Origin of the sequence: Alistipes dispar (assembly GCF_006542685.1) — a bacterium.
GTDB classification, from domain to species: domain Bacteria; phylum Bacteroidota; class Bacteroidia; order Bacteroidales; family Rikenellaceae; genus Alistipes; species Alistipes dispar.
Map to the genome: position 1 here is coordinate 1,475,632 of NZ_AP019736.1, position 13,330 is coordinate 1,488,961.

Sequence of the window (13,330 nt, forward strand, 5' to 3'; positions counted from 1 at the left end):
TGCGGTTAAAAATTATCTGCGTTTTTCATTTGCTCTGCTGCCAGTAGCGTTCGATCTCCTCGAGCGAACGCCCCGTGGTTTCGGGCACGGCGCGCCACATGATGAGCATGTAGGGGACGCACATGGCCGCGAAGAGGAGGAAAGTGCCTCCGGGGGTCAGCGTCTCGAGCATCCAGGGGGTCAGCTGGCCGATCAGGTAGGTTCCGACCCAGAGCGAGAGCCCGGCGATCGACATGGCCAGTCCGCGGATGCGCGTGGGGTACATCTCGGAGAGCAGCACGAAGATCACGGCGCTGATCGACACGGCGCAGCAGAAGACGTAGGCCAGGAAGAAGACCAGCAGGAAGGTCGGGGAAAGCCCCCAGGCGGCTCCGGCGAGGAAGTAAACGCCGATGCAGAGCAGCGAGAGGATCATGCCCGACACGCCCCAATAGACCAGTTGTTTGCGGCCCACGCGGTCGATGATGACGAGCGCCAGGACGGTGGTCAGCATGTTCACCACGCCCACGAGCACTTGCGAGAAGAGCGAATCGCCGCTCGAAAGTCCCGCGTCCTCGAAGATCGTGGGGCCGTAGTAGAGCACGGCGTTCACGCCCATGAACTGCCCCAGCATGGCGATCGCTACGCCGATCAGAAGCGCCTTGCGCATTCCCGGCGACGTCAGCGCCCGCCATTCGGACTTCGGCGCCGCGGCTTCGGCGCTGCGGATCGAGGCGATCTCTCCGTCGGCCGCCTCCGACGAGCGGTAGATGCGTTGCAGTACGGCGTGCGCCCCCTCCGTGCGGTTGCGCAGGATCAGCCAGCGGGGACTTTCGGGGATGAAGAAGATCACCACGAAGAACAGCACGGCCGGCAGCGCGTTGCTGCCGAGCATGCCGCGCCACATCTCCGTGACCATGATCTGTTGCATCCACGGCGAGTCGTAGATCGCCGTTTCGGCCGCCCTGAGAATCTGGAAATTCACGAGGTAGGCCCCCAGGAAGCCGATGGTGATGGCCAGTTGGTAGAGCGAGACGAGCGTGCCGCGCCACCGGGCCACGGCCACTTCGGAAATGTACATGGGCGAGACGATCGACACCACGCCGATGCCGATGCCTCCGAGGATGCGGTAGATGACCAGTTGCGTGAAGTCGCCGCAGACGGCGCAGCCGATGCCCGAGGCCGTGAACAGCACGGCGGCGAGGAGCATGGTGAGCTTGCGGCCGAAGCGGTCGCTCAGGATGCCGGCCACGGCCACGCCGCCGATCGACCCGATCAGCGCGCAGCCGACGTACCAGCCCACCTGCATGGCGTTGAGCGCGAACTGCGTCTCGACGCTGGTGATCGTACCCGAAATGACGGCGGTGTCGTATCCGAACAGGATGCCGCCGATGGCCGCCACGACCGACAGGAACGCGACGTAGCCCGTATTGGTGCGTGTCTCCATGGGTCAGCGGATGTTGAAGTATTCCTTGTAGCGGTCGTAGAGGTGTCCGGCTTGCAGGTAGGCCGACTGGGGCGACATGAAGTGCGAGAACTCGAAGGTGATGGCCTTGTCGTATCCGGCGCGTTTGGCCGCCTCGAGCTTCATGCGCAGCTTGTCGAACTTGATGGGCAGGAACTTGATGGGCATGTCGCGGTCGAACGACTCGGCGTTCGTCCAGCACTGCATGCCGTATTTGTCGGCGAGCTTCTTGTTCACCGTGAAGAAGGCGTCCAGCTCGTCGTAGTCGATATGCCCGTCCTGGAAGGCGCAGGCGTCCACCACGTCGTGGATGCCGTCGAAAATCTCGTCCCACTCGCGTTCGTGCTGCTCGACCGAAACGGCCTGCTCCTTGGTCAGCTTGCTGCCGCTGGCCATGACGGCCTTCTTGCCGTCGATCCACGGGGAGATGAAGGTGGGCAGCCCGCCCGAAACCTCCTTGCACTGCTTGCCCATCGCATGGAAGGCGCTGATGGCCCCCTTCGTGGCGCGGCTGATCTCGCCGCTGATATACCAGCCGCCGAAACTCTTGTAGCGCCGTCCGTACATGTTCCACACCTCGTCGATCACGTACTTGTTGTGCTCGACCTCGTACGTCATGTCGTGCGTGTCCCAGTACTTGCCCGAGTCGTAGAGGCCGAAATAGAACTTCATGCCGTATTTTTCGGCCAGCCGCAGGAAGAGGTCGATCAGATCGACCGACGGCATGTAGCACCCCTGTTTGAGCAGATAGGGCGAGGGGTAGGTGATGAATTTGCGGTATCCCGAACGGATGACGATCACCGTGTCGATGCCGATGGCCTTCATGTGGCGGAAATCGGCCTCCCATTCCTTCGCGCCCCAGTTCTGGTGGGGAATGTCGTGCGAGATTTCGTCGAGGAACGTGCCCGTGATGCGGAGCCCGCCCTCTTTGGGGACGATCAGGTTGCCTGCGCCTTGGGTCGCAGCCGTCTGTGACAGAGCGGATTCGGCTTTCGTGGCGGCTTGGAGCAGTTCGGGTGCGACGATGGCCGAGGTGGCGGCTACGGCGACTTTTTTAAGAAAATTTCTTCGGTTCGACATTTCCATACAAAACTGTATTTCGAGGCGTTCTCGGGTTAGTGGCTAAATTTGTTTATATACCCTGCAAATATAATAAATATATTTACAATGAAATAATAAAGTAGTATTATTTTGTATTATGAGAAAATTTTTTTGTTCTCCGGACGGGAACGACCGCCGCCGGGAACGGAAAACGCCGGCCCTTCATGCGAAGGGCCGGCGTGCGGACGGAGGCGTCGCGGGCGGTGTCAGAAGGAGATACCCACGCGGACGCCGAAGTTGTTGAGGTTATTGACCGAATAGACCAGCAGGTCGCCGCTGTTGGTCGCATAGCTGTAATAGAGCGATACGTGGAAACCGAGCCGGTAGCCGGGGTCGGGGAAGATGCTCACGCCGATTTCGGGCGAGAGGTAGAATCCCCACGTGTCGGTGTACTGTTTGACGACGTAGTAATACGAGGACATTTCGGCGTAGCTGGCGCCCAGCTTCAGTCCGGCATACGGCTGGAAGATGCTGTCCTTTAACCAGTTGTAACGGGACGCGATGCCGAAAGGCAGTTGGAACAGCGCGTGCTTCTGGTTGGTCGTCAACGAGTTGCCGCTGCCGAGCGTGATCGTCTGGCGCGGGATCTTCTCCAGGTTGGTCTGGTAGGAGATGAACGGGCCGACGGTGACGGCCGGGGTGACGAAGTAGCCGCCTTCGAAATTCATGCCCCAGCCCGAGGCTTTGTCGGCGAAGCTGCCGCCGAGGGGTACGCCCGCCTGCCAATCGACATTGATATAGGTGTTCGGGAATATTTGCGCCTTGCCCGGGAGGGCCGCGAAGGCCGTAACGGCGCAGAGGGCGATGGTCTTGAGGTATTTCGCTGTTTTCATAATCGGATGAATTTTCGGATTTCGGACTATTTTGCCAGATAGGGGGATTGCACGAAGGCCTGTTCTACGGCGTCGAGCGTGCGTTGCAGGTTGAGGGCCGCGTCGGGGGTCAGCAGGCCGCCGATGAAGCTGTCCCAGACGACGGGCAGTTTCTTGCCGCTTTGCCGGTCGGCCTCCAGATCGACCATTTCCATGAGCAGCGATCCGGCCGTGTAGCCGTAGTAAACGCTGTAGGGGTAGTGCCATCCGGCCCAGTCGCCCCAGTATCCGGGCGTCCAGTAGTAGGGGTAGTACCACCACCAGTAGGGGTCGTTGTACCCCACGAAGTAGGTCACCTTCTCCACGTAGCTCAACTGAAGGCCGACGTCGGCCGTCTCCTTGTCGTCGGTGCGCGTGTAGCCGGCTTCCTCCATGCGGTCGGCCACCGTGCCGACGATTTGCAGGGCGTCGGCGTCCTTCCAGTATTCGGTCCGGTCGCTGTTGCCGATGATGAGGATGCTGTCGGGCAGGTAATAGGTGTCGATGGCGGCGAAGTCCGTCCCGGTGTCGCGGGCGGTATAGACCAGATAATCCCTGTGGAGATCCGATGTCGAGGGCTCTTTCTGGCAGGAGCAGAACGCGATTGCCGCGAGTGCGATTGCCGAGTAGCGTAAATTTTTGACGATCATGTTGTTTGATTTTTGTTGGTTTACTGTCGTTTCGGTCGCTTCAAATTCTGTTCCCCGATGGCGTGGAATCGGACTTTGCGCCCGTTTTGCGTATAAAGAGATGATTTTCAGATATTAAATCCGGCCTTCGCGGGCTGTGCCTTGTCTTCGCGGGGCCGTATCCTCTCGCATGGCGGCAGGAACTTCGCCGCAGCGTCCCTCGCGGGCGGGATTCATCCTGCAAACGGAAAAAGCCCGCAAGATATTGCGGGCTTCCGTATGGTTCGGTTCGGGACGGGTTACCGGTACCGGTGCGAGATGAGCGTCATGAACTCCTCGCGGGTGCGCTGGCTCGAGAGGAAGACGCCCGTGAAGGCCGAGGTCGTGGTGGCCGACTGCTGTTTCTCGATGCCGCGCATCTGCATGCACATGTGGCTGGCCTCGATCACCACGGCCACGCCCATCGGGTCGAGCGCCTCCTGGATGCAGTCGCGTATCTGCACCGTCAGCCGCTCCTGCACCTGCAGGCGGCGGGCGAAGCACTCCACGACGCGGGCGATCTTCGAGAGGCCCGTGATGCGGCCGTTGGGGATGTAGGCCACGTGCGCCTTGCCGTAGAAGGGCAGCATGTGGTGTTCGCAGAGCGAGTAGAGCTCGATGTCCTTGACGAGCACCATCTGCCGGTACTCCTCGCGGAAGGTGGCCGAGCGGATGATCTCGAGCGGGTCTTCGTCGTATCCCTTCGTGAGGAACGCCATCGCCTTGGCCACCCGTTCGGGCGTCTTGAGCAGCCCTTCGCGGGCGGGGTCTTCGCCCAGCAGCCGCAGGATTTCGGCGTAGTGGTGCTTGAGGGCTTCGACTCTGCCGGCGTCGAAACGCTCCTCCTTCGTGTAGTTTCTGCCTTCCATAGTGCGGCAAAGATACCCTATTTCCCGATGGAATGCAAATAGTCGGCGAGTTTCCGCACGGCGCGGGCGCGGTGCGAGACGGCGTTTTTCTCCTCGGTGGTCATCTCCGCGAAGGTGCGGTCGTAGCCGTCGGGCACGAACAGCGGGTCGAATCCGAACCCTTCGTGTCCGGTTTCGCGGTCGATGATGCGTCCTTCGACGATTCCTTCGAAGAGGCGCTTCTCGCCGCCGAGGATCAGCGAAATGACCGTGCGGAAACGTGCCCGGCGGTTCGCGACGCCCTCCAGGTTGCGGAGCAGCAGGCGGTTGTTCGCGGCGAAGTCGTGCCCGTCGGTGGCGTAGCGGGCCGAATGGACGCCCGGCGCGCCGCCGAGCGCCTCGACCTCGAGGCCCGTGTCGTCGGCGAAGCAGTCGCACCCGGTGCGGTCGTGGAGGTAGTGCGCCTTCTGCGAAGCGTTGCCTTCGAGGGTTTCCTGCTCTTCGGGAATCTCCTCCGTGACGCCGCATTCGCGCGGCGTCACGAGCGTGAAGCCGTCGCCCAGAACGGCCTGCACCTCCTTGAGCTTGTGTGCGTTGTTGGTTGCAAAGATGATCTTCATATCGGTTTTTCTAACTGATTTTTCCGGAAGTCGTCACGCCGTAGCGCAGGGCGAAGAGCCGCTCCAGTTCCTGCCCGGCGCGGGCATATTCGCCGCGCCGGTATTCGGCGGCGATGCGGCCGCCGTCCGTGAGGCGGATGTCGTCGCAGACGGGTTCGAGCGCCGGAAGCAGGCGCGACGCGACGAGCACCGTGGCTCCTTCGGCCTGCCGCCGCAGGATGAGCCGCTGGGCGGCTTCGAGGCTCTCCGCGTCGAGGCCGTCGAACGGTTCGTCGAGCAGCAGGACGGGTTTGCGTTGCATGAGCGTCGCCGCGAGGGCCGTCTTCCGCTGTACGGCGGCCGGCAGCGCGGTCAACTGCCGGTCGGGAGGAAGCCCCAGCAGCCGGATGCAGGTTTCGGGGTCGGAACCCGGATGGCGGCGGGCCGTGAGGTCGAGCAGGTCGCGGACCGTCAGACCGTCGAAGAAGCGTATCCTGCGCTCCAGATAGGCGGTCTCGCTCCGCCGCAGGGGACGTCCGAAGCGGGTGACGCCGCCCGCGTCCGGGCGGACGAGCCCGAAAAGGGCGTCGAACAGCGCCGTCCACACCGCGTCGTCCGTGCCGGAAAACCCGTGCACGGCCCCTTCGGCCAGGTGCATGGTCACGCCGTCGGACAGCGTGCGGCCGTCGCGGCGGACGGAGAGCGAGTCAATCGTAATCATAGAGGTAGCGGTCGAGGTTGCTTTCGGCCCGCACGGCGTAGCTCACCGTGAGGCAGAGCGTCACGGGGAGGAACACCGGGACGAGGAATCCGGCGAATCCCAGCCGGGTGGCCGCGGGGAGCGGCGTCTCGGGGATAGCCGGATCGTAACGGGCGTATTTGGCCAGTACGGCATAGGCCAGCAGCAGGGCGGCGAACGGCAGCCAGAGCGCCGCCAGCCAGGCGGTCCGGGGATGGAGCGCGGCGGTCAGCGCGGCCGCCGGGAGCGCGGCGAGGAAGTAGTTGCGCCATGCCGTGCCGATTTTGCGCACCAGCAGCCGCGCGCCGCTGCATTCGCAGAGCAGCAGGAGCGGCAACGGTTCGTTGCGGGCGTACAGTCCGGCGCAGAGCAGCGCCGCGGCCGCGAGCGCCGGAAATCCGGCATAGGGCACGAAGGCGCAGCCGATCGTCGCGGCGGGCAGCGCCGCGGCGAGGCCGGGATGTCTGCGGACGCCTGCCGTCCACTCCGGGGAGTAGCCGAGCAGGGCCGTGCGGAGCCATCGCAGTCGGAGGGGCTTCATCGTCACTTCACTGCTTCGAGTTGTTCGAGCCGGTCGTCGAGGTCGATCTTGTCGATGATCGTCTTCACCAGCACGTCCATCTCCGCGCCGTCGGAGTAGTCGGCCGGGCAGACGTGGCTCACGCGGTTGTCGTGGATGAGCGAGGCCATCTCGCGCCGCGCCCCCTTCTGGTCGGGGTTATAGACCGCGATCGAATGGCCCCCGAAGTTCTTCACCAGCCGCATGCAGGGGATGTCCGTGGTTCCGTCGCCGACGTAAATCATGCGCCGGAACGGCACGGGGCGTTCGTTTTCGGGAATGTAGCGGTTCACCAGCTTCGAGTCGAAGACCGATTCCACGCCCTTGTTGATCTTGAAGATGAACTGCGTCTTGTTGGTGTAATTGACCGCCACGGCGGGCCAGTAGGCGATGCCGTCCACGTCGTAGAGGAACGAGCAGGCGTAGATCTTGCGGAATTCGTGCGCGATCTCCGTCCCCTCGATGATCTCCTTCAGCCCCGAGGAGTTGATGTAGTGCAGGATGCGGATGCCGCGCCGTGCGCCGTAGGCGTTGATCCGCGCGAACCACTCCCTGACGCCCTTGTAGAGCGTCACGCGGCGGCCCGATTCCTGGAACGCCTCGCGGCGCAGCGACAGCCCCTTCGACTTGGCCTCCTGGATCATGCGTGCCATGTAGGTCAGCACCATGTCGGCGTCCTGCCTCTCGGCCAGCGTGTTGGCCTCGGTCCAGAACTCCCTGTTGCTCTTGCCCACGGCGGGGATGAAGTCGTACTCCTGCATGTTGCCCGGCGAGAGCGTGCCGTCGAAATCGTAGATGAGGGCTATGGTGAATCTGAAATCCATCGTCATTCTCCTGTTTTTGGAATTCCAAATATACCCTTTTTTCACTATTTTTGCAAAAAGAGTCTTAAAACCTACCGATTATGGAGTTCAAAGAGTTGATGGCCGCACGCCGCAGCGTCCGCAGGTTCTCGGACCGCGCCGTGCCCCGCGAGGTCGTGGACCGCATCCTCGCCGAAGCCCTCACGGCCCCCTCGTCCCGCAATTCGCGTTCGACGCGTTTTCTGGTGGTGGACCGCCACGACCTGATAGCCCGCATGGCCGGGATGCGCGATTACGGATCGGCCTTCATGGAGGGGGCGCCGCTGGCGGTCGTCGTGCTGGGCGACACCGCGGCGAGCGACCTGTGGCGGGTGAACGCCGCGATTTCGGCCACGGTGCTGCAACTGGCCTGCGTGGACGAGGGGCTCGCCTCGTGCTGGGTCCATGTGGACGGCCGTCCCCGCCGCAAGGACGATCCCGAGGGGGAGCGGGCCGCGGACTACCTGCGGACGTTCCTGCCGGTTCCCGAAGGGTGCGAGCCGCTCTGCGCCGTCGCGCTGGGTTATTCGGATTTCCGGCCCGCGCCGCTACCTGCCGCGGACGACGAGGCGCGGATTATCCGGCTGTGATGCGGTAAAACGTTTCTTTTATTGATGCAATGGGTCTGTCGAAAAATATTCGTGTTTTTTCGATGGTTTTATCGTGTCTTGGCGGGTGCTCTTCGCAGGAAGGTCCGTTGTATGCGCCGCCTGAGTTTGGATGCGAACGCAGCGGGAAGTTCGAATTGCTGACCGGCGAACTGCCGGTAGGGAACGTTACCGATATATGGGAATACGGTCCGGTGCTGATCGTGCAGGGGTCGGGAGGGGGCTTCCTGTTTCATGTCTTCGACAAACGCAGCGGAGAGCCGTTGTGCGGGTTCGTGCGGAACGGAAGAGGTCCGGGGGAGGCCGTGTCGCTCCTCAATGCGCATCTCGGAGAAGACGGGGTTTTCACGTGCTATGATTACCGGGCGCGGAACGTACTGACGATCCATGCGGACTCGATGCTTGCACGGGGTGTCGCGGCGGTCGCCACGGAGCGTTATGAAATGCCCGATTGTTGCCGGGCGATCGTTCCGCTGGACGGGAAACGGCTTTATATGAACCGTACAGTCGTGAAGAACGAACATACGGAGACGATCTCCCGCCTCGAATTGAAGGATGCCGGGAATCGGGTCGTTTCCCGTTACGATACGTATCCGGCCGTGGACAGGGAGATTCTGCTGCGGATTTACGGGCTTCCGCCTTTCGCCGTCTCTCCGGACGGTCGCCGGCTGGCCGTGGGGACGCTGACGGGAGGCATTTTGGAGACTTTTTCCCTGGAGCGGGGAATTGAGCCGCTGGCGACCCGTTATCTGGTCGAACCGCACGTGAATACGGGGGAGGCATTCGCTTTCGATGAGCGGGAGGTGAATTGTTTCGTCGATCTTTTTGCCACGCGGGACCGGATTTACGCTCCTTACGACGGGGAGCTTCGGGTGAAGGAGTTTTTCGAAACCCCGGTGGAACGGCGGCCGTTGCAATTCCACCGGATCGCCGTGTTCGACTGGGACGGGCATGCGCTGGAGCGGATCACGACCGACTGGAACATCCGGGCGATGTGCGTGGGCGCGGACGGGACGATCTACGCCGCACTGTACGACAACCTCTCGCGCGTCTTCCTGGGCCGGATCGTTCCTTCGGAGGGAGAAGAGGCCCTTCGGAGATGACCTTTGCCGCGCCGTCCGAACGGTGCCGGATCATACGTTTCCGCCCTGCCGCAATTCGTTGCGGCAGGGCGGAAACGTAGTATGGGACGGTTCCGGACGCCACCCCGCCGCCAAGACGGGATGTCCCTTCGGATACGCCTTTCTCCCCCTCCTTTCTTTCTCCGGTCTTTCTCCGGGGCGGGTGTCTTACCGGTTCAGCACCGGCTTGATGTCCTTCACGCGCAACTGCGTGGTGACCGTGCCGCGGTAGTGGTTCTCGACGATCTGGTAGCAGACGTCGATCGGACGCCCCGAGCGGACCCACTCGTAGTGGGTGGGCTGCTGGAAGGCGATGGCTTGCAGCCGCGTGTTGGGCTTCTGCCGCTGGATGAGGTCCATGCGCAGGTGTTCGCGCTCCATGCCCACCAGTTTGGCGTCGCCGTGGTTGCTCACGCCGTAGGTCACGAACACGGGCGACACGTTGCCCGGCCCGAAGGGCTGGAAGCGGTTCAGATCGCGGCGGAAGGCCGGCGTGACGTCCGAGAAGAGCAGCTCGCTGTCGATGTCCACCTGCGGCATGAGCATCTGCGGGTCGATGTTCTCCTCGACGTAGGCGTTGAAGCGCCGCGTGAACTCTTCGACGTTTTCGGGCCGCATCGTCAGTCCCGCGGCGTACATGTGTCCGCCGAAGTTCTCCAGGAGGTCCGAGCACGACTCGACGGCCTGGTAGAGGTCGAAGCCCGGAACCGAGCGGGCCGAGCCCGTCACGAATCCGTTGCTCATCGTCAGCACCACCGTCGGGCGGTAGTAGGTCTCGATCAGGCGCGAGGCGACGATACCCACGATGCCCTTCATCCAGCGCGGGTTGTAGATCACCGTGCTCTTGAGCTGTTTCATCGCGGGGTTGCGCTCGATGTAGTCGTGCGCCTCCTGCGTCACGGAGCGGTCGATCGACTTGCGGTCCTGGTTGTAGGAGTCGATGACGTTGCCGAACTCCTCGGCGACGCTTTCGTTGCCCTCGATGAGCAGCTCGACGGCCGCATGTCCGCCCGATGGCGAGGCGTTCTCGTCGTTCTCGTCCATCCGCATCCGTCCGGCGGCGTTGATCCGCGGGCCGATCTTGAATACGATGTCGTCGATGGTGATGTTGTGCTTGTCCAGTCCGCAGATCTTGATGATCGACAGCAGCCCCTTCGACGGTTCGCGGTTGAGGTTCTTCAGCCCGAAGTGGGCCAGGATGCGGTTCTCGCCCACGAGCGGCACGATGTCCGAGGCGATCGACACGACGAGCAGGTCCAGCAGGTCCAGGATCTGCTCGAAGGGGATGCCGTTGCGCTGCGCATAGGCCTGCACGAGCTTGAAGCCCACGCCGCAGCCCGACAGTTCGTCGAACGGGTAGGAGCAATCGACCCGCTTGGGGTCCAGAACGGCTACGGCGCGGGGAATCTCCTCGGCCGGGAGGTGGTGGTCGCAGATGATGAAATCCACGCCCTTCGTCTTCGCATAGACAACCTTTTCCGTGGCTTTAATGCCGCAGTCCAGGGCGATGATGAGCCCCACGCCCTTGCGGGCCGCGAGGTCGATCCCTTTGACCGAAATGCCGTAACCTTCGGTATAGCGGTCGGGAATGTAGAACATCAGGTTTTTGTGCCCGATCTGGCGCAGGAACTTGTAAACCAGCGCGACGGCCGTGCAGCCGTCCACGTCGTAGTCGCCGTAAACCATGATCTTCTCGTGGTCGCGCACGGCGCGCTCGACCCGCTCGACCGCCTTGTCCATGTCCTTCATCAGGAACGGATCGTGGAGGTCCGCGAGGTTGGGTTTAAAGAACTTGTCCGCCTTTTCTACGGTGTCTATGCCTCTCTGTACGAGTAGATTGGCCAGCACGGGCGAAATCCGCAGCGCGGCAGCGAGCATGGCTGCCGTCGCGGGGTCGCCCTGAGGCTTCACTACCCAGCGTTTTTCTGTAGGCATACGAATTGTTATTTATATATTTCAACATTTAATATCTCGCTTAAATGGGTCAAAACCCGTGTTTTGACTTCGTTCATGGGGACCTCGCGTCCCGTTTCCGAGGCGATCGACGCCACGCCGCGGTCCGTGAATCCGCAGGGGTTGATGCGCGAGAACCACCTCAGGTCGGTCGAGACGTTCAGCGCGAACCCGTGCATGGTGACATAACGCGACGAACGCACTCCTATTGCGCATATCTTGCGCGGGCGTCCCTCTCCGTCCGGTGTGGCCCCCTCGCCGATCCAGACGCCCGAAGCGCCTGCGATGCGGCCCGCGGCGATGCCGTAGCGGGCCGTCGTGCGGATCACGGCCTCCTCCAGCGAGGCGATGTATTCCCTCAGGCCGATCCCGAGCCGTTCGAGGTCGAGAATCGGGTAGCAGACCAGCTGCCCCGGGCCGTGGAAGGTGATGTCGCCGCCGCGGTCGATGTGAAAGAACTTCGCGCCCATCGCTTCGAGCGCCGCCTTCGGGATGAGCAGGTTCTCCGCACGGCCGCTCTTGCCGAGCGTATAGACCGGCGGATGCTCCACCAGAAGGATCGTGCCGGCATCCTCCGCCGGGATCGCCGCTCCGTCCGTTTCCCGGGCGGCATCGGCCGCGGAAGACTCTGTTCCGGTCGCGTTCCGGACGGTATCGGCCGCGGGCCGCTTGCGGGCCGTGAGGCTGTCGAACAGGGTCTGCTGTAAATCCCAGCAGGCTTTGTAATCCATCTGTCCGAGGTCCCGGAAGGAGACTTTCATCGCTGCAACCCTTTCACGCTCCGGAGAGCCTCTTCGGCCATGTACGACGACCGCACCAGCGGCGCGCTCGCACAATAGCTGAAGCCCATCTCCAGCGCTCGGAGTCTGTACCATTCGAATTTTTCGGGAGTGATGTACGCCGCTACGGGGTAGTGCTCCAGAGTGGGCCGAAGGTACTGACCGAGTGTTACAATACGCACGCCCGCTTCGCGCAGGTCGCGCAGTGTTTGCAAAACTTCGTCATCGTTCTCGCCGAGTCCGACCATCAGTCCGCTTTTCGTCACGACACCCTCTTCCGAGAGGTGGCGCAGCGTCTCCAGACTGGTGCGGTACTTCGCCCTGGAGCGCACCACGGGGGTCAGTCGCTCGACGGTTTCGATGTTGTGCCCGATGATGTCGGGCTTCGACGCCGCGACCGCGTCCAAAAGTTCGGGGCGGGCGTCGAGATCGGGAATAAGGAGCTCAATTACGGCGTCGGGATTCTGCGAGCGGATGGCCTCCACCGTGGCGGCCCAATGGCTGGCGCCGCCGTCCGGGAGGTCGTCGCGCGTCACGGATGTTACGACGACATACCGGAGTTTCATCAGTGCGACGCTTTCGGCCACGCGGGCGGGCTCTCCGGCGTCGGGGGCGAGGGGACGTCCCGTTCGGGTGGCGCAGAAGCGGCAGCCCCGCGTGCAGATGTCGCCCAGAATCATGAAGGTCGCGGTCCTCCGGCTCCAGCATTCCGCCTGGTTGGGGCACATGCCGCTGCTACAGATCGTGTGCAGCCTGTGCTTCTCGACGATATGCCGCACCTCGGCCCATTCCGGGGTACGGTGGAGCCGGATCTTCAGCCATCCGGGTTTTTTCAGTGCGTCCGCCCTGTCATAAAACTTCGGCATTTAAGTTCATTATTTTCCAATTGATGCAAAAATAAGAAAAAATATCGGATATTCCTTGTGATCGGCCCTTTTTCTTGCACGGCCGGGAGACGGAAGGGCGCGGCGGTCGGCGGGCCGGTTTCCCGGCACGGCCCGGAAGGGGGCGGGAGCGGTGCGCGGCCGGGGACGGCGGTTTCCCGTTCCCATGCGCTTCCGGGAGGGATTCGGCCGGCGGCGGAGGACGAAAGAAGAGGCCGGATACCGGGCGGTATCGGGCCTCTCTGGTTAGGTTAGTTAGGTTAATGAGAGTGGGAATCCCACATTCGTTGAAACAAAAGTAATCCGAATTTTACGAAAAACCAAATTTTTCGGG

14 protein-coding genes are annotated in these 13,330 nt (G+C 62.5%); 2 read left to right on the forward strand and 12 right to left on the reverse strand.

Annotation, left to right across the window (positions count from 1 at the left end):
* Window positions 1–25: 25 nt before the first annotated feature.
* From FME97_RS06230 to FME97_RS06270, 9 genes are all read right to left on the reverse strand, one after another.
* Window positions 26–1,426 (reverse strand): sugar porter family MFS transporter, encoded by a 1,401-nt coding sequence (locus FME97_RS06230; protein ID WP_141428385.1) that lies wholly within the window; start codon window positions 1,424–1,426, stop codon window positions 26–28.
* A gap of 3 nt (window positions 1,427–1,429) precedes the next feature.
* Entirely contained in the window at window positions 1,430–2,530 is a 1,101-nt protein-coding gene (locus FME97_RS06235; RefSeq protein ID WP_141428386.1) for a DUF4434 domain-containing protein, read from the reverse strand.
* Between the two features lie 221 nt (window positions 2,531–2,751).
* Window positions 2,752–3,378 (reverse strand): outer membrane beta-barrel protein, encoded by a 627-nt coding sequence (locus FME97_RS06240; RefSeq protein ID WP_141428387.1) that lies wholly within the window; start codon window positions 3,376–3,378, stop codon window positions 2,752–2,754.
* A 26-nt stretch (window positions 3,379–3,404) separates the two neighbouring features.
* Window positions 3,405–4,046: a DUF4136 domain-containing protein gene (locus FME97_RS06245; protein ID WP_141428388.1), complete on the reverse strand. Its 642-nt coding sequence runs from the start codon at window positions 4,044–4,046 to the stop codon at window positions 3,405–3,407.
* Window positions 4,047–4,324: 278 nt separating this feature from the next.
* Window positions 4,325–4,933 (reverse strand): GTP cyclohydrolase I FolE, encoded by a 609-nt coding sequence (folE, locus tag FME97_RS06250; protein WP_141428389.1) that lies wholly within the window; start codon window positions 4,931–4,933, stop codon window positions 4,325–4,327.
* A gap of 17 nt (window positions 4,934–4,950) precedes the next feature.
* Complete coding sequence (gene rdgB / locus FME97_RS06255) at window positions 4,951–5,532, reverse strand: RdgB/HAM1 family non-canonical purine NTP pyrophosphatase (RefSeq protein WP_141428390.1); 582 nt, start codon at window positions 5,530–5,532, stop codon at window positions 4,951–4,953.
* A 10-nt stretch (window positions 5,533–5,542) separates the two neighbouring features.
* Window positions 5,543–6,232 (reverse strand): ATP-binding cassette domain-containing protein, encoded by a 690-nt coding sequence (locus FME97_RS06260; RefSeq protein WP_141428391.1) that lies wholly within the window; start codon window positions 6,230–6,232, stop codon window positions 5,543–5,545.
* A complete protein-coding gene (locus FME97_RS06265; protein WP_141428392.1) occupies window positions 6,219–6,791 on the reverse strand; it encodes a hypothetical protein in 573 nt (190 codons plus the stop codon). Before FME97_RS06265 ends, FME97_RS06260 begins: the two co-directional genes overlap by 14 nt.
* A gap of 2 nt (window positions 6,792–6,793) precedes the next feature.
* Complete coding sequence (locus tag FME97_RS06270; RefSeq protein WP_141428393.1) at window positions 6,794–7,633, reverse strand: HAD family hydrolase; 840 nt, start codon at window positions 7,631–7,633, stop codon at window positions 6,794–6,796.
* Window positions 7,634–7,713: 80 nt separating this feature from the next.
* Here FME97_RS06270 and FME97_RS06275 point away from each other — a divergent pair, with 80 nt between their 5' ends.
* Window positions 7,714–8,241 (forward strand): nitroreductase family protein, encoded by a 528-nt coding sequence (locus FME97_RS06275; protein ID WP_141428394.1) that lies wholly within the window; start codon window positions 7,714–7,716, stop codon window positions 8,239–8,241.
* A gap of 212 nt (window positions 8,242–8,453) precedes the next feature.
* A complete protein-coding gene (locus FME97_RS06280) occupies window positions 8,454–9,362 on the forward strand; it encodes a BF3164 family lipoprotein (protein WP_162502062.1) in 909 nt (302 codons plus the stop codon).
* A 186-nt stretch (window positions 9,363–9,548) separates the two neighbouring features.
* On the opposite strand, the gene recJ is transcribed toward FME97_RS06280, so the two are convergent.
* Genes recJ through lipA form a run of 3 tightly spaced genes read right to left on the reverse strand, consistent with a single transcriptional unit; the run spans window position 9,549 to window position 12,978 of the window.
* Entirely contained in the window at window positions 9,549–11,315 is a 1,767-nt protein-coding gene (gene recJ / locus FME97_RS06285; RefSeq protein WP_179954797.1) for a single-stranded-DNA-specific exonuclease RecJ, read from the reverse strand.
* 8 nt (window positions 11,316–11,323) lie between these two features.
* Window positions 11,324–12,094, reverse strand: a complete 771-nt coding sequence (gene lipB / locus FME97_RS06290) for a lipoyl(octanoyl) transferase LipB (RefSeq protein ID WP_141428396.1) — start codon at window positions 12,092–12,094, stop codon at window positions 11,324–11,326.
* Window positions 12,091–12,978 (reverse strand): lipoyl synthase, encoded by an 888-nt coding sequence (lipA, locus tag FME97_RS06295; RefSeq protein WP_141428397.1) that lies wholly within the window; start codon window positions 12,976–12,978, stop codon window positions 12,091–12,093. Before lipA ends, lipB begins: the two co-directional genes overlap by 4 nt.
* Between the last annotated feature and the right edge of the window lie 352 nt (window positions 12,979–13,330).